We start from the raw sequence: 26,809 nt of genomic DNA, 5'->3' as shown, positions 1-26,809 counted from the left end.
TTCCGTGGAATCAGTGGGCGAGTGCCGGCTCGCGGCGGGAGGCGGTGCGGGCCGCGTGGGAGCCGAACAGGGTGATGGAGACGACGCCCAGCACCGCGAACAGCCCCATGGCCACCGTGCCCGCCCAGCCCCCCGCGTGGAAGGCGACCGCGCCGAGCGTGCTGCCGGCGCTGGAGCCGATGTAGTACGCGGACTGGTAGAGGGCCGACGCCTGCGCCCGCCCCTTCCTCGCCGTGTGGCTCACCGACGACGACGCCACCGCGTGGCCCGCGAAGAAGCCCGCGGTGATCAGGACCAGACCGGGCAGGACCAGCGCCACCGAGTCGCCGAGGGTCAGGAGCAGACCGGCGGCCGTGGTGCCGCCCGCCAGATAGAGGGAGCCGCGGCGGCCGACGCGGCCGGCCAGCCGACCCGCCGTCGAGGCCGACACCGTACCGACGAGATAGACCAGGAAGACCGAGCCGACGATGCCCTGGGGGAGCGAGAAGGGCGCCTCGCCGAGGCGGTAGCCGATGACCGTGTAGACCCCGCCGAACACCATCATGAACAGCGCGCCGATCGCGTACAGCCGGCACAGCAGCGGGTTCCCGAGATGGTCGCGCACCGTACGGGCCAGCACCCGGGGCCGCAGCGAACCCCGCGCGAAGTGCCGTGGCGCCGGAAGCAGCAGCCGGAAGGCCACCGCGCAGACCACGGCGATCAGCCCGATCGTGCCGACGGCCACCCGCCAGCCCCACTCCTGCGCGACCCAGCCGGTGATGACCCGGCCGCTCATCCCGCCGACGCTGTTGCCCGCGACGAACAGACCGATCGCGGTGATCAGCGCCTTGGGACGGACCTCCTCCGCCAGATACGCAGTCGCCGACGCGGGAAGCCCCGCGAGCGCCGCGCCCTGCACCGCCCGCAGCGCCACCAGCGCGCCGATCGACGGCGCGAAGGGGACCAGGAGACCGACGGTGACCGCCACCGCCAGGGACGCCGTCATCAACGTACGCCGTCCGAAGCGCTCCGACAGCGCGCTCATCGGGAGGACGAACAGTGCCAGCCCGCCCGTCGCGGCCGACACCGTCCAGCTCGCCTCGCTCGCGCTCACCCCGAAGTCCGCGGAGACCAGCGGGAGCAGGGCCTGGGTGGAGTAGAGGAGCGCGAAGGTCGCGACGCCCGCGAGGAAGAGCGCGAAGCTCATCCGGCGGTAGCCGGGCCCGCCGGGGGCCATACGGGAGTCGGTGACAGGGACGGAGCCGGCCACGGAGAGGGGAGCGGCGACGGGGAGGGAAGCGGCGGAGGCGGCGGCGCCCACGGTGGTGGACGCCCCGGTACTGGCGGAAGGCATGCCTCGAACGTAGGGACCCGCCGTTCATCCGTCCAATGCATGGAATCGCCATAATCGATCCCATGGCGCATCAGCAGAGGTCAGAGGCTCACCTGTCACCGTTCAGTGACACAGAAGACGGCGCGCGCTTTTCGAGGCTGCTCGCCCCCCGCCTCGCGTACTTCGCCGGCGTCGCCCGCACCGAGCACGTCACCCGGGCCGCGGAGCAGATGGGCGTCCCGCAGTCGACGCTGTCCCGGGCCATGGTCCGGCTCGAACAGGACCTGGGCGTCGACCTGTTCGCGCGGCGCGGCCGGACGGTGTCGCTGACCCCCGCCGGCCGCACCTTCCTCTCCTCCGTGGAGCGCGCCCTCGCCGAGGTCGAGCGAGCCGCCGACGAGGTGCGCGCGGACGCCGACCCGGCCACCGGCAAGGTCGCGTTCGGCTTTCTGCACACGATGGGCTCGGAGACGGTGCCGGGGCTGATCCGGGCGTTCCGCGCCGACCATCCCCGGGTCCGCTTCAGCCTCGTGCAGAACTACGGGGAGGCGATGCTGGAGCGGCTGCGCTCGGGCGAACTGGACCTGTGTCTCACCTCGCCGGTCCCGGACGCGCCCGACCTGGTGGGGCGCCGGCTCGACGAGCAGAAGCTGCGCCTGGTCGTGCCCGCCGACCACCCGCTGGCTTCCCGCAAGCGCATCCGCCTCGCCGAGGCCGCCGACGAGACCTTCGTGACCCTGGAACCCGGCTACGGGATGCGCCGCATCACCGACGACCTCTGCCAGGAGGCGGGGTTCCGGCCGCGCATCGCCTTCGAGGGGGAGGAGGCGGAGACGCTCCGGGGCCTTGTCGCCGCCGGACTCGGGGTCGCTCTGCTGCCGCCACCGGCCGTCGCCCGCCCGGGAGTTGTCGAACTCACGGTCACCGCCCCGCGCGCCGTGCGCGAGATCGGCGTCGCCTGGCTCGACGGCCACCCGGACACCCCGCCGGTGGCCGCCTTCAAGAGGTTCCTGCTGTCCCGCCGCGGCCACCTGCTGCCCGACTGACCGGCCGGGCGGCCCTTCCTCGGGGCGCCGCCGCGCCTTGCCCGGGTGGCTGCCGCCCGCCGCTTCCCGTCCGCTGCCTGCCCCGGCCCGCCGTCGGCTGACCCGGCGGAACCGCCACCGGCCTCGGAGTCCGAAGCGCGGCGGACCCGCTACCGCCGCAGCGACTGCCCGAAGCCCGCCGCGAGGGGCATCCGCAGGCCCAGGGGCGGCGGCGCCGCGAAGGCGTCCTCGACCGGGCGGGAGAAGGAGTGCCCGAACAGCGCGCCCAGTACGAAGTCCTCCGCGAGGGCGAGGATTTCGTGCCGGTGCTGGTGCAGCGCGTGCCCGTCCGAGTGGACCTCGAAGCGGCAGATGCCGCGGTTGGCCTTCTTCGCGCGCGCCGCGAACCGGAACGACAACTCGGGGTCGGTGCGCTGGTCGTTGGTGCCGTGCACGATCAGCACGCGCCGCCCGGCCAGCTGTTTCACCGGTTCGGGTGGCGCGGCGACATCGTCCTCGGGCAGCCAGGGTGCCAGCGCCAGCACGGAGTTGACGGCCGGGTGCCCGCCGGCGCGCAGCGCCGCCCGGCCGCCCATGTCGATGCCGGCCAGGCACACGGGGACGTCGCCGTAGCGGCGGACGACCTCGTCCGCGGCCCAGGACGCGTCGGCCGCGAGACGGGCCTCGCTGCCGTTCCAGCCGCGGACGCGATAGTGCACCACGTGGGTGACCAGGCCTTCCGCGCGTCCGGCCCGGGTCAGCCGACGTCCCAACGCGCGTACGGAGGCGGTCGCCATCATGGGGGAGGGTCTTCGGGCCGAGGTCTCCTCGCCGCCCGGCAGGAGCAGAACAACTCCGCTGACCGCCGTCGGCTCCGGGCCGAGCGCCCTCCCCAGCCGGGCCCTGCGAACCGGCGTCGCTTGCTGTGCCATCTCTCTCCTTGCGTGGGATCCCGGTCCCTGGGCCCGGGCGGGAAACGCACCGTGTGTGCCGGAGACGCCACGTGGCGCAGTACGCCTGGCGTCTGCCTTCGGCAGCGGTCAGGGCTTGGCCGTCATGAGACTCCTTGGAGTCGAGTGAGAAGCCCCCGCGAGGGGGAGGAGTCACGACAGAACAGTGTCAGAAGCAAGGGTGTACGCCACCCGTCCGCGCGGTCACCGTTACGTATCGACGGATTCGTACAACAGGAGATCTACGCGCGTAGGGGCTAGAGTGCGGAAATGACGAGCCAGATCCGGAACACCCCGAGCTCGGAGCAGATCCGCCGGGCGCCCAAGGTCCTGCTGCACGATCACCTCGACGGGGGACTGCGCCCCGGCACGATCGTCGAACTCGCCCGGGAGACGGGATACGCCGACCTCCCCGAGACCGATCCCGGCAAGCTCGGGCTCTGGTTCCGTGAGGCCGCCGACTCCGGTTCGCTGGAGCGGTACCTGGAGACCTTCGCCCACACCTGCGCCGTCATGCAGACCCGCGAGGCCCTGGTGCGGGTCGCCGCCGAGTGCGCCGAGGACCTCGCCGAGGACGGGGTCGTCTACGCCGAGGTGCGGTACGCGCCCGAACAGCATCTGGAGGGCGGCCTCAGCCTCGAAGAGGTCGTCGAGGCGGTCAACGAGGGCTTCCGGGAAGGGGAACGGCTGGCCCGGGAGAACGGCCACCGCATCCGCGTCGGCGCCCTGCTCACCGCGATGCGGCACGCGGCCCGCGCCCTGGAGATCGCCGAACTCGCGAACCGCTACCGCGACTTGGGTGTCGTCGGCTTCGACATCGCGGGCGCCGAGGCCGGCTTCCCGCCCACCCGGCATCTCGACGCCTTCGAATACCTCAAGCGCGAGAACAACCACTTCACGATCCACGCCGGCGAGGCCTTCGGTCTGCCGTCCATCTGGCAGGCCCTCCAGTGGTGCGGCGCCGACCGGCTCGGGCACGGCGTCCGCATCATCGACGACATCCAGGTGAACGAGGACGGCTCGGTGCGGCTCGGGCGGCTCGCGTCGTACGTCCGGGACAAGCGCATCCCGCTGGAGCTGTGCCCCAGTTCCAATCTCCAGACCGGTGCCGCCGACTCGTACGCGGCCCACCCCATCGGGCTGCTGCGCCGACTGCATTTCCGCGCCACGGTCAATACCGACAATCGCCTGATGTCGGGTACGAGCATGAGCCGGGAATTCGAGCACCTTGTCGAAGCGTTCGGTTATTCGCTCGACGACATGCAGTGGTTCTCGGTCAATGCTATGAAGTCAGCATTCATTCCTTTCGATGAACGACTGGCCATGATCAATGACGTGATCAAGCCCGGATATGCAGAACTGAAATCCGAGTGGCTGTTCCGGCAGACCGCTTCCACCAGCGGTTCTGTAGGAGATCAGGCCTGATCGGGGTGGGTGGAAATCGGCCGGGTCTTCACTTCTTCTCCATGACTTGGCCGCTTTTCGATGTTTGCGGAGGGCGGGTTCGCGTGTTTACGGTTTTGGACCGCTCACATCCCCGTCTCACCCATCCCAAGGACGCACTCACGATGAAGCAGTCTGCTGCCAAGACCCTCGGTGTCGCCGCTCTCGGCGCCGCTTTCGCCGCTGTCGGCGCGGGCGCCGCGAACGCCGCCCCGGCCGTGCCGGACGCCTCCTCGGCCCTGGACACCGTCACCAGGACGCTGCCCGCCGAGAACGTCACCTCGGCGCTGCCCGCCGCCGGTCAGGCGCTCGCCCAGAGCCAGAGCGCCGTCGGTACCGGCATGGCCGCCGCGCAGCCCGCCGCCGCGCGTCTGCTCGCCGACAGGTCGGCCGCGCCCGTGACCGGACTGCTCGGAGGGATGCCGGTGCAGGGGCTGCCCACGCACGGTCTGCCCGTGAACGGGATTCCGCTGGGCTGACGCTCTCCGCCCTCGGCTCTCCGTCGCACGGAGGTCCCCCGCCTGTCCGAGCCCGGGGACTTCCGGCTGCACGGAACGAACGCACTCCGGCTGTACGAACGCCGGTGGGGCGCACCCTCGTCGGGCGCGCCCCACCGGCGTTCGCCGTGTGTCCGCCGGGTACGTGCCCGGATCACCAGGCGGTGCGGGAGGCGTCGTCCTCGGAGGGGAAGAGGATCCACAGCACTATGTAGAGCAGGAACTGCGGGCCGGGAAGCAGGCAGGACAGGACGAAGACGACACGCATCGTCGTCGCGGAGGTGCCGAAGCGCCGTGCCAGCGCAGCACAGACTCCGCCGATCATGCGGCCGTTCGTGGGGCGGGCAAGGGCGGTCATGGTGGCTCCTTCGCGAACCGTCGTCGAGTGCCGGCGGGGCCGGTTTCGTCGTCCTCATCGGTGCTTTCACCGATGTCTTCAACGTTACGGGGACGAAGCGGGCGAAGCCTCGCTCTACGGAGCGATCCCGACCCTGGGAATCGTCGGGGTCCGACCCTGAGCGGGGTCCTCCCGAAGGACGGCCGCGCGGCGCCGCGTCTCCGCCCAGCGGCGGAACCGGGCCCTGGCGGCGGGCACGATCGCGAGGTGCGCGAGGGCCACGCCGAGCGTGTTCAGCATGATCGAGTCGATGTCCACGACCTGGCCCGGGACACCGGTCTGGAGCAGCTCTATGCCCAGCGACAGCAGCACCCCGGCGGCGGTCGTCCGCAGGAGGGAGCCGAGGGGGGAGACGGCGAGCCTGCCCCCCGCCATCGGGAGCAGGACGCCCAGCGGGGCGAGCAGGCCGAGGCCCGCGGCGATCCGGCGGGCCGCCACCGCGGGGCCCAGCGCGAGGTCGGCTCTGATACCCGCGAAGGGCCGCAGATTGGCGGCGCTCACCCAGGGGACGTCCAGCGGGCGCAGCGTGATCCAGGCGACGAGCGCCAGGTGTGCGACAAGGAGGACACCTCCTGCCACACGGACGCGGGTGACGGCGCTGTCGCCGTCTGAACCTTGACGCTGCACGCCCCCCAAGACGCGGGGTCCGGCACGATCGGTTCCGTGGCGGGGGTTTTCGCCCCCGTCACGTCATGAACCCTGGACCGCCGTCGACGCCGGGGACTCGTCGCCCGGGGCGGCGCGCACCTCGGGGGTGCACTCGTAACTGCGCAGGGGAGAGGGGGCGGGACCGCCCAGGACGACGCTGCCGTCGTCCCGCGCGGCGGCCGAGTCCGAGAAGGTGCAGACGATCTGGGCGAGGGCCGTCGAGGTGAGGTCCTCCGGCGAGGTGCTCAGCCGGAGCGTGTCCTCGGGGTCCCCGCCGTGGGGCCCGCCGACCGTCATGCCGCCGCGTACGTCCGTCGTGTATCCGGCCTGCTCCTCGGGCGTCGAGGGTGCCTCCGCGAGCTCGTCCAGCAGCGCCTGGGCCACCAGGACCCGGCGCGCGGCCTCCGCCGTACCGTCCGGGATCCGCACCGACCGGTCGACGGTCACCAGCTGCGCCGAGCAGAGCAGGAAGACCTGGACCGGCACCCCGTGCGAGGCCTGGGTGGAGATGTCGGGGCCGGAGAGGGCACACGGCACCCGCGAGGGCGCCGGACCGAAGTCGGTCGGCACCTGCGTGGAGCGGATACCGCACCCCGTGAGCAGCACGGCGAGCAGCGGAACGGCCAGCCAGGGCCGCACCCTCGGCAGCCGGAACGGGCGTCCTGGCCGTACGGAGTCCGTGGTCCGCGGGATCGGGGTGACCACGGGGCCGGTGGGGTGGGTGGTGGTCATCCGGCGGTGCCTTCCGTGCCGTTCCCGCGCGGAGGGCCGTTTCGGCCCTGCGGGTCGTCGGCGAGCAGTTCCGAGGCGTCCTGGGGCAGGCGCAGTGTGAAGACCGCCCCGCCCTTGGGCGCGTTCGCCGCGATGATCTCGCCACCGTGGATGTGCGCGTTCTCCAGGGCGATGGAGAGGCCGAGGCCGCTGCCCTCGGAACGCGGGCGGGACGCGCTGGCCTTGTAGAAACGGTCGAAGACGTGCGGCAGGACGTCCTCGGGGATACCGGGGCCGTGGTCCTGCACCTCGATGACCAGCTCCTCGCCCTCCAGCCGCACCGACACCCGGACCGGCGAACCGCCGTGCTTGAGCGCGTTGCCGATCAGGTTCGCGAGGATCACGTCGAGACGGCGCGGGTCGAGCCGGGTCGTCATGCCGCGCTCGGCGTCCAGGTCGACGGCGTCCAGCCAGGCGCGCGCGTCGATGCACGCGGTGATCTGGTCGGCGATGTCCACGTCGTCGAGGATGAGCCGGGCGGTGCCCGCGTCGAAGCGGGTCACCTCCATCAGGTTCTCCACCAGGTCGCCCAGGCGCCGCGTCTCGCTGACCACCAGCCGTACGGCCGGCTCGATCATCGGGTCGACGCTGCCGGTCTCCGCGTCCAGTTCCTCTTCGAGGATCTCGGTGACGGCGGTGATCGCGGTGAGCGGCGTACGGAGTTCGTGGGACATGTCGGCGACGAAGCGCCGCGACGCCTCGTCCCGCGCGCTCATGTCCGCGACCCGTTTCTCCAGGGCCTCCGCCGTCCGGTTGAACGTCCGTGACAGATCGGCGAGTTCGTCCGTTCCGGACACCCGCAGCCGGGTGTCCAGCTTGCCCTCGCCGAGCCGGCGGGCCGCGATGCCCAGCCGGTGGACCGGCTTGAGGACCGTGGTCGCCGCGGCCTGCGCGAGCAGCGCCGAACCGATCAGCGCGAGCCCCGTCGCGATCCCCAGTGACCAGGCGAGGGAGTTGAGATCCTTGGCCTCCGGCTCCAGGGACTTGAGCATGTAGCCGGTCGTGCTGCCGTCGATCACCCGCGCGCCGCCCACGAGATACGGCTTGTCGTGTTCGGTGATCCGCTGCCAGTACAGGTGGTACGCCGACGTGTTGGTCGAGGTCAGCGGCTGCTGCTTGTTCACCGCCTTCTGGAGGGACTTGGGTACGTCCTCCAGCGTGAAGGTGTCCAGCTCGGAGTTGCCGGTGATGGTCTTGCCGTTCACGTCCTCGGCGGTCAGCAGCACACTGAAACGCTGGCTGCTGTTCGCCATCTGCCCGGCCGTGCGCTGGAGTTCGTCCTGCGCGGGGTGCACCGGCAGCATGCTCGCGTGGTTGCGCATCTCCTGCTGGAAGTCGCGCAGCACCGCGTCCTGGGTGCGCGTCAGCACGGCCTCGCGGTTGAGCCAGTACGCGATGCCCGACGCGGACACGGCGGCGGTGAGCGCGACGAGCCCGAACACCACGACCAGGCGCAGCCGCAGACTGGTGAAGCGCACGGACAGCAACGCCTTGCGCGCCGCGGCCCAGCCGCGGAGCTTGTCCTGCGGTTTGGTCACTGAGGATTGTCCAGCCGATAGCCGACGCCGCGCACGGTACGGATCAGGGTCGGCGAGGACGGCACGTCCTCCACCTTGGCACGCAGCCGCTGCACACAGGCGTCGACCAGGCGCGAGTCGCCCAGGTAGTCGTGCTCCCACACCAGACGCAGCAACTGCTGCCGGGACAGGGCCTGTCCGGGCCGGCGGCTCAGCTCCAGGAGCAACCGCAGCTCGGTGGGCGTCAGTTGCAGATCCTCGCCGTTCTTGGTGACCGTCATCGCGGCACGGTCGATGACCAGCGAGCCGAACGCCGCCGAGTCGTTGGCCTCCCGCTCGCCGCGGCGCAGCACGGCACGGATCCGGGCGTCGAGCACCCGGCCCTGCACCGGCTTGACGACATAGTCGTCCGCGCCGGACTCAAGGCCGACCACGACGTCGATGTCGTCGCTCCGGGCCGTCAGCAGAATGATCGGCAGCTGGTCGGTGCGCCGGATGCGCCGGCACACCTCGAATCCGTCGATGCCGGGCAGCATCACATCCAGCACGATCAGGTCCGGCCGCTGCTCGCGCAACAGCTTCAGACCGTCCTCGCCGGTGGCAGCGGTGGCCACGCGGTGTCCCTGGCGCGTCAAAGAGAGCTCCAGGGCCGTACGGATGGCGTCGTCGTCCTCGATCAGCAACAGGGAAGGCACGGACGTCATTCTGGCCCATGTCATGCTCGGGTATCGACCGTTGGAGCGCTCCCACTCGTCTCCCGCACGCAACGAACGCCCTCGCGGGCTGCGGCCGGGGCTCAAGTGGCCATCTGCGTAGTCGTACCGCTCTTCTCTGTGATCGCGCTGTGCCGCGCCCGGGAACGGCCCCTGTGACAGGTCTGTGACAGTCGGCGGACACGGCCATGAAGTGGGCCCGGCAAGCTTTTCGACACAAGGCAGGACGCACGACGGAACGAACCGAAGAACCGGGACTCCACGACGGGGGGCGCGAGATGAACACGCTGCACAGCACCAACACTGGCGCAGTAGTCACGCGGCTCCATGACGTCAACAGGGCCACGGAGAAGTCCGGCGCCGTGATCGGGCGGGGGTGCGATCGCGGCGCCGGGCGTCAGCACACCACGTACATGACGGTGGTTGACGCCTGCACGGGGGAGAACACCACGGCGGCCGACGCCGTGGGTACGGCCGGGGGGAAGGCTCACGGGGGAGCCGCGTACGGGGAGGTCACGGGGGAGCGTCACTCCGGGGCGGGGACGGTGGAGGCCGAAGCGGCTTTCACCGCCTACGTCCAGGAGCGCCGCGCCTCCCTGTACGCAACCGCCTATCACCTGACCGGTGACCGCTTCGAGGCCGAGGACCTGCTGCAGAGCGCGCTGTTCTCGACGTACCGGGCCTGGGACCGGATCAGTGACAAGGCCGCGGTCGGGGGCTACCTCCGCCGCACCATGACCAATCTGCACATCAGCGCGTGGCGCCGCCGCAAGCTGAACGAGTACCCGACCGAGGAACTGCCGGAGACGCCCGGTGACACGGACGCGATGCGCGGCACCGAGCTGCGCGCGGTCCTGTGGCAGGCGCTGGCCCGGCTGCCCGAACTCCAGCGCACGATGCTGGTCCTCCGTTACTACGAGGGCCGCACCGACCCGGAGATCGCGGAGATCCTCGACATCAGTGTCGGCACGGTGAAGTCCAGCATCTGGCGGTCGCTCCGCCGGATGCGCGAGGACGAGGTCCTCAGCTTCGGCCGTGACGAGGAGGAGTCCTTCGGGGAGCTTGTCGCCTGAAGGTCTGGGGGGGGAGCGGTAACAGGTAAGACGGGGAGTCGGTTCCGGGGGGAGCCGGCGCACAACGGGGTCACGGGGAAACGGGTCACGGGGAGACAACCGTGTCACGGGGGACCACGGGGGAAACGGAAGAAGGTCCAGGCGGACAGGGGTTCGCCTGGACCTCTTTTCGTTTGCCCGCTTGCCCGCTTGCCCGCTTGCCCGGGAGCCGACGGGCGCGGTCCCGAAGGGAGTTGGGCGGTCGGTTCGCGCGCCGGAGCGGTGTCCGCCCGGTGCGGGGCCTCGGCTACGCGGCTGTCGTGCGGGCGGACACCCGTTGTCCGGCCGCCGCGGCCGTCAGCCGGCCGAGTGCCTCGTCCCGGTCGCAGGGGTGGGCGCCCAGCGCCGCCTGACGGGCCACGATCGAGCGCTCGGCACGCATCAGCCGCCAGCCGCGCCGCAGCAGGAAGGGCACCGACTTGCGGCCCTCCTTCAGATCCCGCACGAAGCGCCGCCGGAACGTGGTGACCGCGCCGCGGGACAGGCACAGCGCGTCGGCGAGCACGCCGAGTTCGCGGCAGCGCTCGACGATCTCGGCGGCGAAGATCCCCTCCGCGATGAACAGCGGTGTCCGCCCGATGCCCAGGGCCTCGGTCCCGGTGCGGGCGCTCAGTGAGATGTCGTAGACGGGGATGGTCGTACGTCCCGTACGGCACAGTTCCCCGATCGCGGCGACGGCGGTGTCCGCGTCCCACGACAGCGGGTGGTCCCAGTCGATGTCCTCGCTGCCCTCGACCTGGGGCAGCGTCGGGTCCGTGCCCTCCTTGTAGAAGTCGTCGAGGCGGAGCACGGGGAGCCCGGAGTCGGCGGCGAGAAGGGACTTCCCGGAGCCGGAGGGGCCGCAGAGCAGCACCACGCGGGCGGGTATCGGGGGAGGGGAACCCAATGGTCTGTACCTTCTGTGACAGGTCCGGCGGCGCCGCGCGTCGGCGCGGCTCCCGGCCATTATCCCTGGCTCCGGCACCCGGCTCCGACGCCCGGACCGACTGGCGCTGATATGCCTGTTGACCCGCAGGGGCGAACCGGATGCCATGACCGCCCCTGACGCGGCCCGGGTCAACTACTCTGCGTGTCGCTCCAATTGCTCTCCGCTTTCCGCTCTCCGCTAGTCAAAGAGGAAAACCTGATGGCGCGACACGCAGCCCAGCAGAACACCCTGGCCCGTACGACCGCGCGGATCGCCGCAATGGTCGGTGTGGCCGCTGCCGGTGCGGCCGCGGCCTCCCCGGCGGCCTTCGCGAGCACGGCCCCCGTCGTGGACGCCCTGCACACCCGGCCCGCCTCGCTCGGCAACGTCGACCCGCAGGCGGGTCTCCAGGCCCTGACCGGCACCGTGGGGCATGTCACGGGCCCCGTCGAGGGACTCAAGCCCAACCCGCTGGCCGGCACCGGCGTGGACCCGCTCGACAACGCCGTGGGCACCCAGCTCGCCGACTTCAAACCGCTGTCCTCGAAGGCCCTGACGGGGCCGGTGGCGGAGGCGCAGTCGATCGGCGGCATCCCGGTGGTGGGGCAGGTGGCCGGGCTCCTGCACTAGAAGCTCCCGCACGGGCCGTCGACGGCACCTGGGCATGAGAGAGCCGCGCTCCCCCTGGACGGAGGGGAAGCGCGGCTCTCTCGTGCGCGGAGCCCCGGGGACACGGATCGGGGCCCCGGCATCTCAGCGCGTCAGCGCGCCGCGAGGCGGGCGGACACGGCTTCGGGGCGGGCGGACACGGCTCAGTAGGACGAGCCCGAGGCGCCCAGGGAGCCCGTCGGGTGCCAGACCGTCTTCGTCTCCAGGAAGGCCGTCAGACGCTCGGTCCCGGGGGTCCGCGCGTAATCCACAGCCTGTGGACGAAGAACGCGCTTCAGGTTGTCCGCGGCCGCGATCTCCAGCTCCTTGGCCAGTACGTCGTCCGCTCCGGCCAGGTCGATCGCGTTGACGTCCTGGTGCGCGGCCAGCGGGGCCGCGATCTCCGCGGTCCGTCCGGACAGGATGTTGACCACTCCGCCCGGCAGGTCGGAGGTGGCCAGCACCTCGCCCAGCGACAGCGCCGGGAGCGGGGACTTCTCGCTGGCGATCACGATCGCCGTGTTGCCGGTGGCGATCACCGGGGCGATCACCGAGACCAGGCCGAGGAACGACGACTCCTGCGGGGCGAGCACCGTGACGACACCGGTCGGCTCCGGGGAGGACAGGTTGAAGTACGGACCCGCGACCGGGTTCCCGCCGCCCACGACCTGGGCGATCTTGTCGGTCCAGCCCGCGTACCAGACCCAGCGGTCGATCGCCGCGTCGACGACGGCCGCCGCCTTCGCCTTCGACAGGCCCTCCGCCTCGGCCACTTCGCGGACGAACTGCTCCTTGCGGCCCTCCAGCATCTCGGCGACGCGGTACAGGATCTGCCCGCGGTTGTACGCCGTCGCGCCGGACCAGCCGCCGAACGCCTTGCGCGCGGCGACGACCGCGTCACGGGCGTCCTTGCGGCTCGACTGCGGAGCGTTCGCCAGCCACTTGCCCTTTGAGTCGGTCACCTCGTACACCCGGCCGCTCTCGGAACGCGGGAACTTCCCGCCCACGTACAGCTTGTAGGTCTTGAAGACACTCAGACGCTGCTGCTCGGACTTCTCGGCTGCACTCATTTATCGCTCGCCCTCCGGGCTCGACGGGGCGAGGTACGCCTCCAGGCCGTGACGACCGCCCTCGCGGCCGAAGCCCGACTCCTTGTACCCGCCGAACGGCGAGGTCGGGTCGAACTTGTTGAACGTGTTGGACCAGACGACACCCGCGCGGAGCTTGCTCGCGACGGCGAGGATGCGGGAGCCCTTCTCGGTCCAGATGCCCGCCGAGAGGCCGTACGGGGAGTTGTTGGCCTTGGCGACCGCCTCGTCCGGCGTGCGGAACGTGAGGACGGACAGCACCGGGCCGAAGATCTCGTCACGGGCGATGGTGTGCGCCTGCGTGACGTTCGTGAAGAGCGTCGGGGCGAACCAGTAGCCGGAGGACGGGAGTTCACAGGCCGGGGACCAGCGCTCGGCACCCTCGGCCTCGCCCTGCTCGACGAGCGAGGTGATGCGCGAGAGCTGCTCGGCGGAGTTGATCGCGCCGATGTCCGTGTTCTTGTCGAGCGGGTCGCCGAGGCGCAGGGTCGACAGACGGCGCTTGAGCGAGTCGAGCAGCTCGTCGTGGATCGACTCCTGGACCAGCAGACGCGAACCCGCGCAGCAGACCTGGCCCTGGTTGAAGAAGATGCCGCTGACGATGCCCTCGACGGCCTGGTCGATCGGGGCGTCGTCGAAGACGATGTTCGCGCCCTTGCCGCCCAGTTCGAGCGTGACCTTCTTGTGCGAGCCCGCGACCTGGCGGGCGATCGTCTTGCCGACGGCGGTGGAGCCGGTGAAGGCCACCTTGTCCACGTCCGGGTGCTCGACGAGGGCCGCGCCCGCGTCGCCGTACCCGGGAAGGATGTTGACGACGCCCCTGGGCAGGCCCGCCTGGCGGCAGATGTCCGCGAAGAACAGCGCCGACAGGGGCGTGGTCTCGGCGGGCTTCAGGACGACCGTGTTGCCGGTCGCGAGGGCCGGGGCGATCTTCCACGCCAGCATCAGCAGCGGGAAGTTCCACGGGATGACCTGGCCGGCGACACCCAGCGGGCGCGGGTTCGCGCCGAAGCCCGCGTGGTCCAGCTTGTCGGCCCAGCCCGCGTAGTAGAAGAAGTGCGCGGCGACCAGGGGGAGATCGGCGTCCCGGGTCTCCTTGATCGGCTTGCCGTTGTCCAGCGTCTCCAGGACGGCCAGCTCGCGGCTGCGCTCCTGGATGATCCGCGCGATGCGGAACAGGTACTTGGCGCGCTCGGAGCCCGGCAGCGCGGACCACTTCACGAAGGCCTTGCGGGCCGCCTTCACCGCGCGGTCGACGTCCGCCTCGCCCGCCTGGGCGATCTCGGAGAGGACCTCCTCGGTGGAGGGGGAGACGGTCTTGAAGACCTTGCCTTCGGCGGCCTCGGTGAACTCACCGTCGATGAACAGGCCGTAGGAGGGCGCGATGTCGACGACGGAGCGGGACTCGGGCGCCGGTGCGTATTCGAATGCGGAAGCCATGATGGATCAGTCCACCGTCACGTAGTCGGGGCCGGAGTAGCGGCCGGTGGCCAGCTTCTGACGCTGCATCAGCAGGTCGTTCAGGAGCGAGGACGCGCCGAAGCGGAACCAGTGGTTGTCCAGCCAGTCCTCACCCGCCGTCTCGTTCACCACGACCAGGAACTTGATGGCGTCCTTGGTGGTGCGGATGCCGCCGGCCGGCTTCACGCCGACCTGCACCCCCGTCTGGGCGCGGAAGTCGCGGACGGCCTCCAGCATCAGCAGTGTGTTCGCGGGCGTCGCGTTCACGGCCACCTTGCCGGTGGAGGTCTTGATGAAGTCGGCCCCGGCCAGCATGCCGAGCCAGCTCGCCCGTCGGATGTTGTCGTACGTCGACAGCTCGCCGGTCTCGAAGATGACCTTCAGGCGGGCGGCGCCCGAGGCCTCCTTCACGGCGACGATCTCGTCGTACACCTTCTTGTAGTTGCCCGCGAGGAACGCCCCGCGGTCGATGACCATGTCGATCTCGTCGGCGCCCGCGGCGACCGCGTCGCGCACGTCGGCCAGCTTCACGCCGAGCGCGGCGCGGCCCGCGGGGAAGGCGGTCGCGACCGAGGCGACCTTCACCCCGGAGCCGGCGACGGCCTCCTTGGCCACGGCCACCATGTCGGGATAGACACAGACCGCCGCGGTGGTGGGCGCGGTGCGGTCGGTCGGGTCCGGGAGGGCCGCCTTGGCGCCGAGCGCCCGGACCTTGCCCGGGGTGTCCGCGCCTTCCAGCGTCGTCAGGTCGACCATCGAGATGGCGAGGTCGATGGCGTACGCTTTCGCGGTGGTCTTGATGGAACGGGTGCCGAGCGAGGCGGCGCGCGCCTCCAGGCCGACCGCGTCGACGCCGGGCAGCCCGTGAAGGAAGCGGCGCAGGGTGCTGTCGGACGCGGTTACGTCGCCGAGTGCGTGGGTGGGGGCACCACCCTGCTCGAGCGGAGTCGAGAGCTTGGGGGAGGGTGCAGAGGTGGGCATGGTCACCACACGAGCATATCTACGCGCGTAGCGGCTGTACAGCCCACGGTATGACCGAAGGATTTCTCGCCTGCCGGGACGGGCGCTCGGGTGGCAGGACGACTGTGCTCACGTGGGGGAACCGGTGGCGGGCTGTGGGTGACGGGGAGGGGGTGCGGGGGCGAGCCCGGCAAGCAGGGCGGGCCGGCAGGCGGGGGCTCCCGCCGGGTGCGGGGCCGGGGGCTTGGGTGTCGATCCGGACGGGCACCCGCGCATCGACCGTCAGGTGCTCGCCGGCAGGCCGACGAACTGGACCGGACGATCCGCGAACCCGGGGTGCCGCGCGACTCCCCGCGGCACGCCGCCGCCTGTCCCGTGCCGAGCCACGTGGAATGTCCCGCCTTCCGCCGGATCCTGGGGCCGTCGCGTCCGGCGCGGTCATGATGCCGGGGAAGGGGCCGTCGCGAGGACTTTCGCGACCGTAGTGAGACCCCACCGAGCTCAAGCGCGTGGCGCACGTCGTGCACAATCGGGACCATGACCACCCCCGACCACCAGTCACCCCTTCCGGACGCCTCGCGACCCGAGGCCAGGGACCGGGTCTACCGGTCGCCCGCCGGTATCGCGGGCGGCGTCCTTCTGCTGTTCATCGTGGGCTGGCTCGGCGTCGACGCGCTGATCTCCGGACACGGCCGCACTCCCTGGCTGGCGCTCGCCGGGCTGATCCTCGGCGTCCCGATCGTGGCCGCCTTCACCCTGCGCCCCGCGGTCTACGCGAACGAGGACCGGCTGCGGGTGCGCAACCCGCTTCGCGTGATCGTGCTCCCCTGGGGCAAGGTCGCCTCGCTGCGCTCGCACTACTCGAACGAGGTCGTCGACACCTCCGGTACGAAGTACCAGCTGTGGGCGGTGCCCGTCTCGCTGCGCGCCCGCAAGAAGGCGGCCAGGCAGCCGGTGGCCGGTGCGGCAGGCCGTGGAGGTGACGGCCGGCTGTCGTCGCTCGGCCGTCCGTCCGCCTTCGGCCGGGGCGCCGCCACCGACACGCCGACCCGCCCCGAGACCGACCGGATCGTGGACGAACTGCGCGAGCTGGCCGAGGCCAGATCCACCGCGGACGGCGCCCAGGGCGAGGTCACGGTGCGCTGGGCGTACGAGGTGCTGGGCCCCGCCCTCGCGGGCGCCGTGGTTCTGGCCATCCTGCTGATCGCGGGCTGACGAACCCCTTCGCGGGGCCGTGCCCCGCCTCGGCCGCGACCGCCGTTCCTCCACCCGGAGCCGAAGCCGAGGGCCTGCCGTAACACCGCCCCCGTGGTCCGAGTCTCTGGGAAACGATGAACACCGACGTCCGGCGGACCCTGCCCGCCACCGCGATACCCGACGGCTGCCTCCCCTGGAACACGGAGCACGCCCAGCGCTGGACGCGGGTGCTGCCGCCGGGCTGGACATCCGTGCAGCGGCTCAGGCTGCGGGGCCTCGAGCTGGCGCTGGCGGCAGGCGTGCCGGCCACCCTGGGACTGACCTGGGCCGGTCTGCCGCCGTACCTCGCGGCGGTGGCCGGGCTCCACCTCGTATGGCTGCCGTTGCGGCCCGAGATCGTACGGGTGTCGGCGCCGGCCCTGGCCCTGGCGGCCGTGGTCCTGCACCCCGCGCCGGTCCTCCCCGTGGTCGCGGGCGGACTGCTGCTGACCGCGACCGCCCTGGCGGTCTCCGGCCTGCGACTGCGGGCGCGGGACCGGCAGCGGGACGCGGCACTGGTCGCCTCCGGAGGGGTGACGGCACCTCTGCCGGACGCGGACCGGCCGGTCCGGCGCGGCCGGTTCCTCTCCGGGCTCGGGACCGTCCTGATCCTCGCGGGCGTCCCGCTGATCGCGACCGCCGGTGTGTGGGGCTCCTCGGAGGACCGCCGGACGGTGGTCGGCGCCGGCTGCTTCGTGGCCGGGCTGGGCGTCACCGCGCTGCTCTCCGGAGTGCTGGGCGGACGGCGGGCCGCCGCGCTGCGCGCCGCGCCCGCGCCCGTCCTGCGCGTCCTGACGCGCGAGGCCCGGAGCGGCGTCGCCGGGGTCTTCGCCGCCGACGACGTGGCGGGCCTGCGACCGCTGTTCACCGTCGGCGTGGTCCCGCTGGACCTTGGCAAGGACCACGAAGCGGACGGCGCGGTGGACGTCGTGGCGGACGTGGCGGACATCGCGGGCCCGGTGGAGACGAACCCGCTCTACGCCGACCTGCCTGGACCGCTGCGGGAGGCCGTCCTGTACGGGGCGCCGTACGACGGTGCCGAGGTCGTGCTCGTCAGTGCCGCGCCGAAGCCCGGCGGTCCGCTCGTCGCGGAACGGTCGTCCGGGCCCGTACGCCCGGTGCCGGAGAGCACCGTGCGGCGACGGCTCAGGCAGGCGAAGCGAACGGCGGCCCGCAAGGCGGCGGACGACGAACAGCACTACGGCCTGGTGGCGGCCGCCCGCCTGATGGACACCGCGCCGGTACGGCGCTGGCGCGCGGGCGCGGTGGACCGGCTGGCCGGTTTCCTGATGGTGCCGTGGGGTTTCCTGCTGTGCTGGACCGCGTTCACCGACGGGGGCCTCTGGAAGCAGATCGGCGCTCTCGTCTTGGGCCTGTACGGCGCCTTCCGCATCCCCGTGAAGCTGTGCTGGCGTATCACCGCCGACCGCACCGGGCTCTGGCTGAACGGTCTGCGCGGGACCACCCACGTCCCGTGGGACGACATCCGCTCGGCCCGCCGGGAGGGCCTGGAGCTCAAGCTGCGCTGGTGCGGCGACGGGTCCTGGGCGGTCTCCGCGCCCCGCTGGGCCTGGTTCCAGCGCGTACGCGGCGTGACCCACCCGTACGACGCCCTGGCCGCCGAGGTGACCGCCATGCACACCGACCGCACCCTGCGCCCCACCGGCGACAGCGAGGAGCGGGAGCGGGGCCGCCCCCTGTGGCCGCTGGCGGTGCCGTTCGTCCTGGCGTGGCTGACGGCCGTGCTGGTCGGTCTGGTGGGGTTCCCGGACTGGTGAGCCGGGGCGTGTCGGGCGAGACGGGGCCGCGGCTCCAGGGAGGTGGCAGCCGGTGAGGGGCTCCTAGGGCGCGCTCGGCCACACCAGGACCATGTACGCGCCGCAGTACGCCGAGCCGAGCACCGCGGCCGTGAGGAACAGCGTCCGGTAGCGGCGCGAGGCGCGGGCCAGGTGCAGGGCGGCGGGGAGCAGGAGCGGGAAGCCGGGGAGCAGGAAGCGGGCGCGCGGGAAGTAGACGCCGCCGCTGCCCAGGACGATCAGCAGCAGGATCCCGGTGAAGACCAGGAGGGGGAGCGGCTGGCGGTCCGCCATGGAGAGCCCGTACAGCACCACCGCCGCCAGCAGGGTCACCGTCACCATGATCAGGAACAGTTCGGGCGAGGAGTTCTGCGCCAGTACCTCCCGCAGCCGGCGCACGGTCTCCGCACCGCCGTCCCACTCGTTGTGCCACAGCCGCTGTACGGCGAAGTAGCCGTCCCAGCGGCCCAGCCGCAGGCCCACCCAGCCGACGTACGCGAGCCAGCCGGCCGGGGCCAGCGCGGACGCCGCGAGCGCCCGGACCGAGAAGCCCCGGCGCAGCGACAGCAGCGCGCTCACCGCGACGGCGGCGGCCACCGCGACGCCGGTGGGCCGGGTCAGTCCGGCCAGCGCCGCCAGCGAGGCCGCCCACAGCGGGCGGCCGGTGAGCACCGCGTACAGCGCCCACGCGGCGAACGCCGTGAACAGCGACTCCGTGTAGCCCATCCACTCGACCAGACCCACCGGCAGGGCCGCCCACAGCACGGTCAGCAGCACTCCGGCGCGGCGGCCGTGCAGATGACCGCCCACCGCGTGGACGCCCCAGGCGGCGAGGAACGAGCTCCCGACCGCGAGCGCCAGCCCGGTCGTCGCGCGCGAACCGGGTGTCAGGACGGCGACGGCCTTGACCAGGACCGGGTAGAGCGGGAAGAAGGCCAGGTTGTTCGCGTCGAACGCGTGGCCCAAGTGGTGCGCGTAGCCGTGGTCGGCGATGCCGAGGTACCACTCGGCGTCCCACTGCGCCGCGAGGATCGGCCAGACGCCGTGATGTCTGCGGTGCGCCCAGAGCGCGAGCGTGATCAGGCCGGTGAGGCGGACGGCCGCGAAGGCGAGGAGGGCGGGGGCCGCGTGCCGCAAGGAGGCGTGGACCGCGGCGAGGGGGCCGGGGGCGCCCGGCGCGCGCCGGGCGGCCGGGACACCGGGGCCGCTTCCGCCCGGGGCGCCGTGGGGCGGGGCGGACGCCGGCCGGGAATCGGTCGAGGGCACGCGGCAGCTCCTGGGACTCGACGGTGCGCTACCGCCTACCGTTCCTCGGTCACCCGGTGGCGCACCGGAGCGCTGCGTCAACTGCCGTGCGGAAATCACCCGTAAGAGGGCGGATGTGCGTGTGATGGTCCGGCGGGAGACGGCATGGGCCGTCTCCCGCCGGGGCGGGGCTCAGATGCCGGCCGCGGCCGACAGGTCCCGCTTGACCGCGGTCAGCAGCTCGGCGGCCTTCGCGTGGGCCGCCGGGAGATCGGCGTGGCCGCCCACGGGCACCACGACCTCCAGGTAGCACTTCAGCTTGGGCTCGGTGCCGCTCGGGCGGACGATGACCCGGGCGCCGTCCAGGGTGTAGCGCAGACCGTCCGTGGGCGGCAGCCGGTCCGTCCCCTTGGTCAGGTCCTCGGCCTTGGTGATGGCCAGACCCGCGAGCTCCGTGGGCGGCCGCTCGCGCAGCCGGCGCATGGCGTTCGCGATGACCGACAGGTCCTCCACCCGCACCGAGAGCTGGTCGGTGGCGTGCAGCCCGTAGGCGACGGCGATGTCGTCGAGGAGGTCGAGCAGGGTCCGGCCCCGCTCCTTGAGCTCGGAGGCCAGCTCCGTGATGAGCAGGGCGGCGGTGATGCCGTCCTTGTCCCGTACGCCGTCGGGGTCGACGCAGTAGCCGAGCGCCTCCTCGTAGCCGTACCGCAGACCCTCCACGCGGGCGATCCACTTGAAGCCGGTGAGCGTCTCCTCGTACGGAAGCCCCGCGCCCTCGGCGATCCGGCCGAGCAGCGAGGAGGAGACGATCGACTCGGCGAAGACGCCGCGCGCGCCCCGCCGCACCAGGTGCTCGGCGAGCAGCGCGCCGACCTCGTCGCCGCGCAGCATCCGCCAGTCGGCGCCGGACCTCACGGCCACGGCGCACCGGTCGGCGTCCGGGTCGTTGGCGATGATCAGGTCGGGTTCCGCCGCGCGGGCCGCCGCGAAGGCGAGGTCCATCGCGCCGGGCTCCTCCGGGTTGGGGAACGCGACGGTCGGGAAGTCCGGGTCGGGCTCGGCCTGTTCGGCGACGAGCACCGGCTCCGGGAAGCCGGCCCGGGCGAAGGCCGCGAGCAGCACGTCCTTGCCGACGCCGTGCATGGCCGTGTAGACGGTGCGGGCGGTGCGCGGCGAGCCCTCGGCCAGGACGGCGTCCGTACGGGCCAGATAGGCGTCCAGGACCTCCTCGCCGAGGGTCTCCCAGCCGGAGTCGGGCCGGGGAACGTCGGCGAGCGCGCGGATCGCGTCGATCTCGGCGGCGATCTCCGCGTCCGCGGGCGGGACGATCTGCGAACCGTCGCCCAGGTACACCTTGTAGCCGTTGTCGCGGGGCGGGTTGTGGCTGGCGGTGACCTCCACGCCCGCGACCGCGCCGAGGTGCCGTATGGCGTAGGCGAGGACGGGGGTGGGCAGCGGCCGGGGCAGGACGGCGGCGCGCAGGCCCGCGCCCGTCATCACGGCCGCGGTGTCCCGGGCGAAGTCCGCGGACTTGTGGCGGGCGTCGTAGCCGATCACGACGAGTCCGCCGCTCTCGCCCTTGGCCAGCAGGTACGCGGCGAGTCCGGCCGCGGCCCGGATGACCACCGAGCGGTTCATCCGCATCGGTCCCGCGCCGAGTTCACCGCGCAGGCCCGCGGTGCCGAACTGGAGCGTGCCGCTGAAGCGGGCGGCCAGTTCGGTGACGTCCTCGGCGTCGACGAGCTTGGCGAGTTCGTCACGGGTCTCCGCGTCGGGGTCCTCGGCCAGCCACGCCTTGGCCCGCGCGATGAGTTCGTCCTGCACCTCGGGTGCACCTCTCTTCGGTCGTACGGTTTCGTGTACCCCGGGTGTCTCCCGGGTCGTTCCGCCCCCGGCGCCGGGGCCGACACTCCGTCGCTTACAGACGATCCAGTACCTGGGTCAGAAGTTCCCCCATGCGCGCGGCCGAGTCGCGGCCCGCCTGGAGGACCTCCTCGTGGTTGAGGGGCTCGCCCGTCATACCGGCGGCGAGGTTGGTGACGAGGGAGATGCCGAGCACCTCGGCGCCCGCCTCGCGCGCCGCGATGGCTTCGAGCGTCGTCGACATGCCCACCAGGTCGGCTCCGATGACCCGGGCCATCCGGATCTCGGCGGGCGTCTCGTAGTGCGGGCCGGGGAACTGCGCGTAGACGCCCTCCTCCAGGGAGGGGTCGACCTCCTTGCACAGCGCGCGCAGCCGCGGCGAGTACAGGTCGGTGAGGTCGACGAAGTTCGCGCCGATGATCGGCGAGGTGGCCGTCAGGTTGATGTGGTCGCTGATCAGCACGGGCTGGCCGGGGCGCATGCCCTCGCGCAGGCCGCCGCAGCCGTTGGTGAGGACGATGGTCTTGCAGCCGGCGGCGACGGCGGTGCGTACGCCGTGCGCGACGGCGGCGACCCCGCGGCCCTCGTAGTAGTGGGTGCGGCCGAGGAAGACCAGGGCGCGCTTGTCGCCGATCCGGTACGAGCGGATCGTGCCGCCGTGGCCCTCGACCGCCGGCGGCGGGAAGCCGGGCAGCTCGGTGACCGGGAACTCGGCCTCGGGGGTGCCGAGGGCGTCCACGGCGGGAGCCCAGCCGGAGCCCATCACGAGGGCGACGTCGTGGGTCTCGGCGCCCGTGAGCTCGCGCAGGCGCGTGGCGGCGGCGTCAGCGGCGGCATGGGGGTCGCCCTGGATGTCGTCCGGAAGAAGAGATGCGTTCACGCGCAAGAGGGTAGCCGGTCTGGGCCTACGCGCGTAGATGATGGAGCTCACGGTCTTGCGATCGTTGTCTTGTCGTTTCCGACAAGTGTTTCCGACAAGAGGGGGAGAGGGCGGTGTCTGAGCAGCCGCTCGGGGGCTCGGGCGGAGAACCGGCCGAGGCGGGCGGGCGGGTGGGAAAGGCGCGCCGCGGAGCGGCGGGGGTGCCCTGACGGCGGGGCGAGTCGGGCGGGTCGGCGGGAAAGACGCCGCGGAGCGGCGAAGACGCCGCCGCGGAGCGGCCGGGCGCGTCCACCGCGAAAGGCCTCAGCAGGGCCGCTTGCGGAGCTCCATGACGTAGTCGTGCGGTGCCCCCGCGGACTCGGCGGCATCGGCGAGCTCGCCCAGGTAACGCGCCGAGGGCAGTCCCCCCTCGTACCCGTTCAGTACGTAAACCCACGCGGCTTCCTCACCCTCCAGTGTGTGCACACGTACACGCATCCGGCGGTAGACGTCGAGGCCGACGCCCTCCCAGCGGTCCATGGAGTCCTCGTCCAGCGGTGCGATGTCGTACAGCGCCACGAAGACCTGGGACCGCGGCGCCTCGACGATCGTCGCGAGCGCGCCCTCCCAGCCCATGTGCTCGCCACCGAAGGTCAGCCGCCAGCCGTTCAGCCAGCCCGTGGCGCGCAGCGGCGAATGCGGGGCGCGGCGCGTCATGAGCCGCGGGTCGAGATTGCCGGCGTACGCGGCGTAGAGCGACATGGGGTCGAGGGTACGGCAGCGACACGTACGCCTCTCGCGTAACAAAGTGGCTCGGATGCCGCGGACTCGGGGCCCCTGGGCGGAAGCACCTTGAAGCGTGCGGGACAATGGAGTACGTGACTCGGATCGTGATCATCGGTGGCGGACCCGGCGGATATGAAGCGGCGCTGGTAGCCGCGCAGCTCGGCGCGGAGGTGACCGTCGTCGACTGCGACGGTCTGGGCGGGGCGTCGGTGCTCACCGACTGCGTGCCGTCGAAGACTCTCATCGCCACGGCCGAGGTGATGACGACCTTCGACTCCTCCTACGAGGAGCTGGGGATCATCGTCGCCGACGACACTCCTCCCCTGGAGCAGGCCGCCCGTGTGGTCGGGGTCGACCTCGGCAAGGTCAACCGCCGGGTGAAGCGCCTCGCGCTCGCCCAGTCGCACGACATCACGGCCTCGGTGACCCGCGCCGGCGCCCGTGTCCTGCGCGGACGCGGACGGCTGGAGGGCATGCAGTCCCTGGACGGCTCCCGCAAGGTCGTCGTGAGCGCCGTGGACGGCACCGAGGAGATCCTCACCGCCGACGCCGTGCTCCTCGCCACCGGCGGGCACCCGCGCGAGCTGCCCGACGCGCAGCCCGACGGCGAGCGCATCCTGAACTGGACCCAGGTCTACGACCTCGACGAGCTGCCCGAGGAGCTCATCGTGGTCGGTTCCGGTGTCACCGGTGCCGAGTTCGCCGGCGCCTATCAGGCACTCGGTTCCCGCGTCACGCTCGTCTCCAGCCGCGACCGCGTGCTGCCGGGCGAGGACCCGGACGCCGCCGCCGTCCTGGAGGACGTCTTCCGCCGCCGCGGTATGAACGTCATGGCCCGCTCCCGCGCCGAGTCCGCCAAACGGGTCGGCGACCGTGTCGAGGTCACGCTCTCCGACGGCCGGGTCATCAGCGGCACGCACTGCCTGATGGCCGTCGGCGCCATCCCGAACAGCAGCGGGATGGGTCTGGAGGAGGCCGGTGTCAGGGTCCGCGACTCCGGGCACATCTGGACGGACAGGGTCTCCCGCACGACCGCTCCGGGCGTGTACGCGGCCGGTGACGTGACCGGTGTCTTCGCCCTCGCGTCCGTCGCCGCCATGCAGGGCCGTATCGCCATGTACCACTTCCTCGGCGACGCGGTGGCCCCGCTGAACCTGAAGACGGTCTCCTCGAACGTCTTCACCGACCCCGAGATCGCCACCGTCGGCTACTCCCAGGCGGACGTGGACGCGGGCAAGATCGACGCCCGGGTCGTGAAGCTGCCGCTGCTGCGCAACCCGCGCGCCAAGATGCAGGGCATCCGCGACGGCTTCGTCAAGATCTTCTGCCGCCCCGGCACCGGCATCGTGGTCGGCGGTGTGGTCGTCTCCCCGCACGCCTCGGAGCTGATCCACCCCATCTCGATCGCGGTCGACAACAATCTGACGGTCGAACAGATCGCGAACGCGTTCACCGTCTATCCGTCCCTGTCCGGCTCGATCGCCGAGGTGGCACGGCAGTTGCACACCAGGAAGACCACGAGCGAGGGCTGACGGCTCCGGGCGACTCCCCGCTGGTCACGGGGAGTTGGTGACCGTGCGCACGGCATAGGCGGCGCGAGTAGGCACGTATACCACTCGGCGTCCTGTCATGCGAACAACTTCTGTTATTCGGCGCAAACTGCTGAAAGCAGACGGTCGTTGGGGTTACTGTCAGTTTCGTGTTCGCTGCAGAACGTCGCCAATTGATCCTCGAAATGGTGCGAGCGAATGGGGCCGTGTCGCTCCGTGAGCTCGCCCGCGTCGTCCAGACCTCCGAAGTGACCGTACGGCGGGACGTGCGCGCACTGGAGGCAGAAGGACTCCTCGACCGCCGGCACGGCGGTGCGGTATTGCCGGGCGGGTTCACGCGGGAGTCCGGCTTTCCGCAGAAATCGCATCTCGCGACCGCCGAGAAGACGGCCATCGCCGATCTCGCCGCGGGTCTCGTCGAAGAAGGCGAGGCCATCGTGGTGGGGGCGGGTACCACCACGCAGGAGCTGGCCCGCCGGCTCGCGCGGGTGCCCGGCCTGACCGTCGTCACCAACTCCCTGCTGGTGGCCCAGGCGTTGGCCCATGCCAACCGTGTGGAGGTCGTGATGACCGGCGGCACCCTGCGCGGTTCCAACTATGCGCTGGTCGGCTCGGGTGCGGAGCAGTCCCTCCAGGGGCTGCGCGTCTCCCGGGCGTTCCTCTCCGGGAGCGGTCTGACCGCCGAGCGCGGACTCTCCACGTCCAACATGCTCTCGGCGTCCGTGGACCGCGCTCTCGTCCAGGCTGCCGCGGAGGTCGTGGTCCTCGCCGACCACACCAAGCTCGGGACGGACACCATGTTCCAGACCGTGCCGACCGACCTCATCACCCGCCTGGTCACGGACGAGCCGCCCGCCCACGACGACCGCGCGGCCACCGAACTGCAGGCCCTGGCCGATCAGGGCGTGCAGATCACGGTGGCCGGGTCATCGGCATCGGGCGGCGCGGGAGGAGATCCACTCCCGGCCGGCCGCCAGCCGCGCCGGGACGTACCGCTCCCGGGCCCGCGGCGCGGCCAGGTGGTCCCGGGCTCGGGACCACAACTACGGAGCGCGACGGTGATGGGGGACCAGCCCCCGGCCGAAAGGGCACGGGTGGCCGACCTTCGACGCCGCTGAGCGGTGTGGAGGAGGGAGGGCCGTGGGGCCGGCGGTGAGTTTCCCTCTCAGGTCAGGTCAAGTCCGGTACGGGTTCAGGTCGGTTCGCTCGGATCCGGTACCGGTTCATGCAGGTCCGCTCGGATCCGGTCCGGTCGGGTCCGTTCGGCTCACGGCTTCAGGCCGCGCAGTGTCAGGCTCAGCAGACGGTCGGCCAGCGCGGGGCCGTCCGCGGTTTCCTCCGCCGCCAGCGCGATGGCGTTGGTCAGCTGGAGGAGATCACCGATCGAGACGTCGGGGCGTACGGCCCCCGACTCCTGGGCGCGGAGCAGCAGGGCGCTGCCCGCCTCACGCATCGGGCCGCTGCACCGGGCGAGATGCGAACCGTCGTCCCGCGAGGCCGACATGAGGGCGCGTGCGAGCCCTCGGTACTCACCCGCGTGCGTGATGATCTCGCGCAGCCACTCCACCAGGGCGGTGCACGGCTGCGGGGCGTCGAGCAGCTCACGCGAGCGGGCCAGCAGATCACTCACGGCCTCCTCGAAGACCGCGCTCATCAGGGCGTGCCGATTCGGGAAGTGCCGGTACAGCGTGCCGATGCCGACACCCGCGCGCCGGGCCACATCCTCCAGGGACGCGTCCGTGCCGTGCTCGGCGAACGCGGAACGCGCCTCGGCGACCAGCCGCCCGTAGTTGCGCCGGGCGTCCGCGCGCATGACGCGCGGCGCTCTTGGACTCGGAGCGGGCCCGGACGTACCGGCCCGCTCCTCCGCGGTCGCGCCCACCATGGCTTCCACCAGCCCTCCACCGCCCTCTCCCACCGCCCGGTGCGCTCCAGGATGCCACCGGCAGCCCCTGGACGGACGCCCACGGGTTGCGCGGTGGACGGCTCGAAGCATCATTGCCGGTTGCGCGGACGGGGGGGCAA

At 72.0% G+C, this 26,809-nt stretch carries 25 protein-coding genes; 9 read left to right on the top strand and 16 right to left on the bottom strand.

Going from position 1 to position 26,809, the window contains the following annotated elements:
* Positions 1-10: 10 nt before the first annotated feature.
* Positions 11-1,333, bottom strand: coding sequence for an MFS transporter (locus ACZ6KY_RS03300; protein WP_469308605.1), 1,323 nt, complete (start codon positions 1,331-1,333; stop codon positions 11-13).
* A gap of 62 nt (positions 1,334-1,395) precedes the next feature.
* Between ACZ6KY_RS03300 and ACZ6KY_RS03295 the strand changes: the two genes are divergently transcribed.
* Positions 1,396-2,358, top strand: coding sequence for a LysR family transcriptional regulator (locus ACZ6KY_RS03295; protein WP_469308604.1), 963 nt, complete (start codon positions 1,396-1,398; stop codon positions 2,356-2,358).
* 149 nt (positions 2,359-2,507) lie between these two features.
* Here the strand turns inward: ACZ6KY_RS03295 and ACZ6KY_RS03290 are convergent, their stop codons facing one another.
* On the bottom strand, positions 2,508-3,269 hold the full coding sequence (locus ACZ6KY_RS03290; protein ID WP_469308603.1) for a dienelactone hydrolase family protein: 762 nt from the start codon (positions 3,267-3,269) through the stop codon (positions 2,508-2,510).
* Positions 3,270-3,557: 288 nt separating this feature from the next.
* On the opposite strand from ACZ6KY_RS03290, the gene ACZ6KY_RS03285 reads away from it, so the two are divergent.
* Positions 3,558-4,712 carry an adenosine deaminase gene (locus ACZ6KY_RS03285; protein ID WP_469308602.1) on the top strand — a complete coding sequence of 385 codons (1,155 nt, stop codon included), beginning with the start codon at positions 3,558-3,560 and terminating at the stop codon, positions 4,710-4,712.
* Between the two features lie 143 nt (positions 4,713-4,855).
* Positions 4,856-5,209 carry an ATP-binding protein gene (locus ACZ6KY_RS03280; RefSeq protein WP_469308601.1) on the top strand — a complete coding sequence of 118 codons (354 nt, stop codon included), beginning with the start codon at positions 4,856-4,858 and terminating at the stop codon, positions 5,207-5,209.
* Positions 5,210-5,381: 172 nt separating this feature from the next.
* Here ACZ6KY_RS03280 and ACZ6KY_RS03275 read toward each other — a convergent pair whose 3' ends face one another.
* The 5 genes from ACZ6KY_RS03275 to afsQ1 all read right to left on the bottom strand — a co-directional run bounded on the left by ACZ6KY_RS03275 (position 5,382) and on the right by afsQ1 (position 9,255).
* Positions 5,382-5,585, bottom strand: a complete 204-nt coding sequence (locus tag ACZ6KY_RS03275; RefSeq protein WP_469308600.1) for a PspC domain-containing protein — start codon at positions 5,583-5,585, stop codon at positions 5,382-5,384.
* 114 nt (positions 5,586-5,699) lie between these two features.
* Complete coding sequence (locus ACZ6KY_RS03270) at positions 5,700-6,251, bottom strand: VanZ family protein (RefSeq protein WP_469308599.1); 552 nt, start codon at positions 6,249-6,251, stop codon at positions 5,700-5,702.
* Between the two features lie 63 nt (positions 6,252-6,314).
* Positions 6,315-7,004 carry a hypothetical protein gene (locus ACZ6KY_RS03265; protein WP_469308598.1) on the bottom strand — a complete coding sequence of 230 codons (690 nt, stop codon included), beginning with the start codon at positions 7,002-7,004 and terminating at the stop codon, positions 6,315-6,317.
* Entirely contained in the window at positions 7,001-8,581 is a 1,581-nt protein-coding gene (locus ACZ6KY_RS03260; RefSeq protein ID WP_469308597.1) for an ATP-binding protein, read from the bottom strand. Before ACZ6KY_RS03260 ends, ACZ6KY_RS03265 begins: the two co-directional genes overlap by 4 nt.
* Positions 8,578-9,255 (bottom strand): two-component system response regulator AfsQ1, encoded by a 678-nt coding sequence (afsQ1, locus tag ACZ6KY_RS03255; protein WP_355851816.1) that lies wholly within the window; start codon positions 9,253-9,255, stop codon positions 8,578-8,580. The genes ACZ6KY_RS03260 and afsQ1 overlap by 4 nt, the downstream gene beginning before the upstream one ends.
* A 296-nt stretch (positions 9,256-9,551) precedes the next feature.
* Between afsQ1 and ACZ6KY_RS03250 the strand changes: the two genes are divergently transcribed.
* Positions 9,552-10,346: a SigE family RNA polymerase sigma factor gene (locus ACZ6KY_RS03250; RefSeq protein ID WP_469308596.1), complete on the top strand. Its 795-nt coding sequence runs from the start codon at positions 9,552-9,554 to the stop codon at positions 10,344-10,346.
* A gap of 286 nt (positions 10,347-10,632) precedes the next feature.
* Here the strand turns inward: ACZ6KY_RS03250 and ACZ6KY_RS03245 are convergent, their stop codons facing one another.
* A complete protein-coding gene (locus ACZ6KY_RS03245) occupies positions 10,633-11,271 on the bottom strand; it encodes a uridine kinase family protein (RefSeq protein ID WP_469308595.1) in 639 nt (212 codons plus the stop codon).
* A gap of 240 nt (positions 11,272-11,511) precedes the next feature.
* Between ACZ6KY_RS03245 and ACZ6KY_RS03240 the strand changes: the two genes are divergently transcribed.
* A complete protein-coding gene (locus ACZ6KY_RS03240; protein ID WP_469308594.1) occupies positions 11,512-11,922 on the top strand; it encodes a hypothetical protein in 411 nt (136 codons plus the stop codon).
* Between the two features lie 182 nt (positions 11,923-12,104).
* On the opposite strand, the gene ACZ6KY_RS03235 is transcribed toward ACZ6KY_RS03240, so the two are convergent.
* Genes ACZ6KY_RS03235 through deoC form a run of 3 tightly spaced genes read right to left on the bottom strand, consistent with a single transcriptional unit; the run spans position 12,105 to position 15,470 of the window.
* Positions 12,105-13,010 carry an aldehyde dehydrogenase family protein gene (locus ACZ6KY_RS03235; protein ID WP_469308593.1) on the bottom strand — a complete coding sequence of 302 codons (906 nt, stop codon included), beginning with the start codon at positions 13,008-13,010 and terminating at the stop codon, positions 12,105-12,107.
* Positions 13,011-14,468, bottom strand: a complete 1,458-nt coding sequence (locus ACZ6KY_RS03230; protein WP_469308592.1) for an aldehyde dehydrogenase family protein — start codon at positions 14,466-14,468, stop codon at positions 13,011-13,013. It lies immediately after the preceding gene.
* A gap of 6 nt (positions 14,469-14,474) precedes the next feature.
* Positions 14,475-15,470, bottom strand: coding sequence for a deoxyribose-phosphate aldolase (gene deoC, locus ACZ6KY_RS03225; RefSeq protein WP_469308959.1), 996 nt, complete (start codon positions 15,468-15,470; stop codon positions 14,475-14,477).
* A 516-nt stretch (positions 15,471-15,986) separates the two neighbouring features.
* Between deoC and ACZ6KY_RS03220 the strand changes: the two genes are divergently transcribed.
* On the top strand, positions 15,987-16,664 hold the full coding sequence (locus ACZ6KY_RS03220; RefSeq protein ID WP_469308591.1) for a PH domain-containing protein: 678 nt from the start codon (positions 15,987-15,989) through the stop codon (positions 16,662-16,664).
* Positions 16,665-16,780: 116 nt separating this feature from the next.
* On the top strand, positions 16,781-18,463 hold the full coding sequence (locus ACZ6KY_RS03215; RefSeq protein ID WP_469308590.1) for a hypothetical protein: 1,683 nt from the start codon (positions 16,781-16,783) through the stop codon (positions 18,461-18,463).
* A 63-nt stretch (positions 18,464-18,526) separates the two neighbouring features.
* Here ACZ6KY_RS03215 and ACZ6KY_RS03210 read toward each other — a convergent pair whose 3' ends face one another.
* The 4 genes from ACZ6KY_RS03210 to ACZ6KY_RS03195 form a co-directional block, all read right to left on the bottom strand.
* Positions 18,527-19,747, bottom strand: coding sequence for a hypothetical protein (locus ACZ6KY_RS03210; RefSeq protein WP_469308589.1), 1,221 nt, complete (start codon positions 19,745-19,747; stop codon positions 18,527-18,529).
* 171 nt (positions 19,748-19,918) lie between these two features.
* Complete coding sequence (locus tag ACZ6KY_RS03205; protein WP_469308588.1) at positions 19,919-21,550, bottom strand: phospho-sugar mutase; 1,632 nt, start codon at positions 21,548-21,550, stop codon at positions 19,919-19,921.
* A gap of 94 nt (positions 21,551-21,644) precedes the next feature.
* On the bottom strand, positions 21,645-22,469 hold the full coding sequence (locus ACZ6KY_RS03200) for a purine-nucleoside phosphorylase (protein WP_469308587.1): 825 nt from the start codon (positions 22,467-22,469) through the stop codon (positions 21,645-21,647).
* 303 nt (positions 22,470-22,772) lie between these two features.
* Positions 22,773-23,210: a gamma-glutamylcyclotransferase family protein gene (locus ACZ6KY_RS03195; RefSeq protein ID WP_261709132.1), complete on the bottom strand. Its 438-nt coding sequence runs from the start codon at positions 23,208-23,210 to the stop codon at positions 22,773-22,775.
* A gap of 107 nt (positions 23,211-23,317) precedes the next feature.
* Here ACZ6KY_RS03195 and ACZ6KY_RS03190 point away from each other — a divergent pair, with 107 nt between their 5' ends.
* Both ACZ6KY_RS03190 and ACZ6KY_RS03185 read left to right on the top strand, forming a co-directional pair.
* On the top strand, positions 23,318-24,766 hold the full coding sequence (locus ACZ6KY_RS03190; RefSeq protein ID WP_469308586.1) for an NAD(P)H-quinone dehydrogenase: 1,449 nt from the start codon (positions 23,318-23,320) through the stop codon (positions 24,764-24,766).
* A gap of 203 nt (positions 24,767-24,969) precedes the next feature.
* A complete protein-coding gene (locus ACZ6KY_RS03185; protein WP_469308585.1) occupies positions 24,970-25,902 on the top strand; it encodes a DeoR/GlpR family DNA-binding transcription regulator in 933 nt (310 codons plus the stop codon).
* Between the two features lie 149 nt (positions 25,903-26,051).
* Here ACZ6KY_RS03185 and ACZ6KY_RS03180 read toward each other — a convergent pair whose 3' ends face one another.
* Complete coding sequence (locus tag ACZ6KY_RS03180) at positions 26,052-26,597, bottom strand: TetR/AcrR family transcriptional regulator (RefSeq protein WP_469308958.1); 546 nt, start codon at positions 26,595-26,597, stop codon at positions 26,052-26,054.
* Positions 26,598-26,809 lie beyond the last annotated feature (212 nt).

Source organism: Streptomyces sp. NPDC042002, assembly GCF_055588305.1.
This window is presented reverse-complemented; position numbering and strand designations above follow the sequence as displayed.

What these genes read in the sequence shown, in the direction of transcription:
- ACZ6KY_RS03275 (WP_469308600.1), bottom strand. Translation starts at nt 5,585, where the DNA reads ATGACCGCCCTTGCCCGCCCCACGAACGGCCGCATGATCGGCGGAGTC.
- ACZ6KY_RS03295 (WP_469308604.1), top strand. Translation starts at nt 1,396, where the DNA reads ATGGCGCATCAGCAGAGGTCAGAGGCTCACCTGTCACCGTTCAGTGAC.
- ACZ6KY_RS03180 (WP_469308958.1), bottom strand. Translation starts at nt 26,597, where the DNA reads ATGCGCGCGGACGCCCGGCGCAACTACGGGCGGCTGGTCGCCGAGGCG.
- ACZ6KY_RS03250 (WP_469308596.1), top strand. Translation starts at nt 9,552, where the DNA reads ATGAACACGCTGCACAGCACCAACACTGGCGCAGTAGTCACGCGGCTC.
- deoC (WP_469308959.1), bottom strand. Translation starts at nt 15,470, where the DNA reads ATGCCCACCTCTGCACCCTCCCCCAAGCTCTCGACTCCGCTCGAGCAG.
- ACZ6KY_RS03230 (WP_469308592.1), bottom strand. Translation starts at nt 14,468, where the DNA reads ATGGCTTCCGCATTCGAATACGCACCGGCGCCCGAGTCCCGCTCCGTC.
- ACZ6KY_RS03285 (WP_469308602.1), top strand. Translation starts at nt 3,558, where the DNA reads ATGACGAGCCAGATCCGGAACACCCCGAGCTCGGAGCAGATCCGCCGG.
- ACZ6KY_RS03280 (WP_469308601.1), top strand. Translation starts at nt 4,856, where the DNA reads ATGAAGCAGTCTGCTGCCAAGACCCTCGGTGTCGCCGCTCTCGGCGCC.
- ACZ6KY_RS03240 (WP_469308594.1), top strand. Translation starts at nt 11,512, where the DNA reads ATGGCGCGACACGCAGCCCAGCAGAACACCCTGGCCCGTACGACCGCG.
- ACZ6KY_RS03235 (WP_469308593.1), bottom strand. Translation starts at nt 13,010, where the DNA reads ATGAGTGCAGCCGAGAAGTCCGAGCAGCAGCGTCTGAGTGTCTTCAAG.
- ACZ6KY_RS03220 (WP_469308591.1), top strand. Translation starts at nt 15,987, where the DNA reads ATGACCACCCCCGACCACCAGTCACCCCTTCCGGACGCCTCGCGACCC.
- ACZ6KY_RS03300 (WP_469308605.1), bottom strand. Translation starts at nt 1,333, where the DNA reads ATGCCTTCCGCCAGTACCGGGGCGTCCACCACCGTGGGCGCCGCCGCC.
- ACZ6KY_RS03215 (WP_469308590.1), top strand. Translation starts at nt 16,781, where the DNA reads ATGAACACCGACGTCCGGCGGACCCTGCCCGCCACCGCGATACCCGAC.
- ACZ6KY_RS03265 (WP_469308598.1), bottom strand. Translation starts at nt 7,004, where the DNA reads ATGACCACCACCCACCCCACCGGCCCCGTGGTCACCCCGATCCCGCGG.
- ACZ6KY_RS03195 (WP_261709132.1), bottom strand. Translation starts at nt 23,210, where the DNA reads ATGTCGCTCTACGCCGCGTACGCCGGCAATCTCGACCCGCGGCTCATG.
- ACZ6KY_RS03190 (WP_469308586.1), top strand. Translation starts at nt 23,318, where the DNA reads ATGGAGTACGTGACTCGGATCGTGATCATCGGTGGCGGACCCGGCGGA.
- ACZ6KY_RS03290 (WP_469308603.1), bottom strand. Translation starts at nt 3,269, where the DNA reads ATGGCACAGCAAGCGACGCCGGTTCGCAGGGCCCGGCTGGGGAGGGCG.
- ACZ6KY_RS03185 (WP_469308585.1), top strand. Translation starts at nt 24,970, where the DNA reads ATGGTGCGAGCGAATGGGGCCGTGTCGCTCCGTGAGCTCGCCCGCGTC.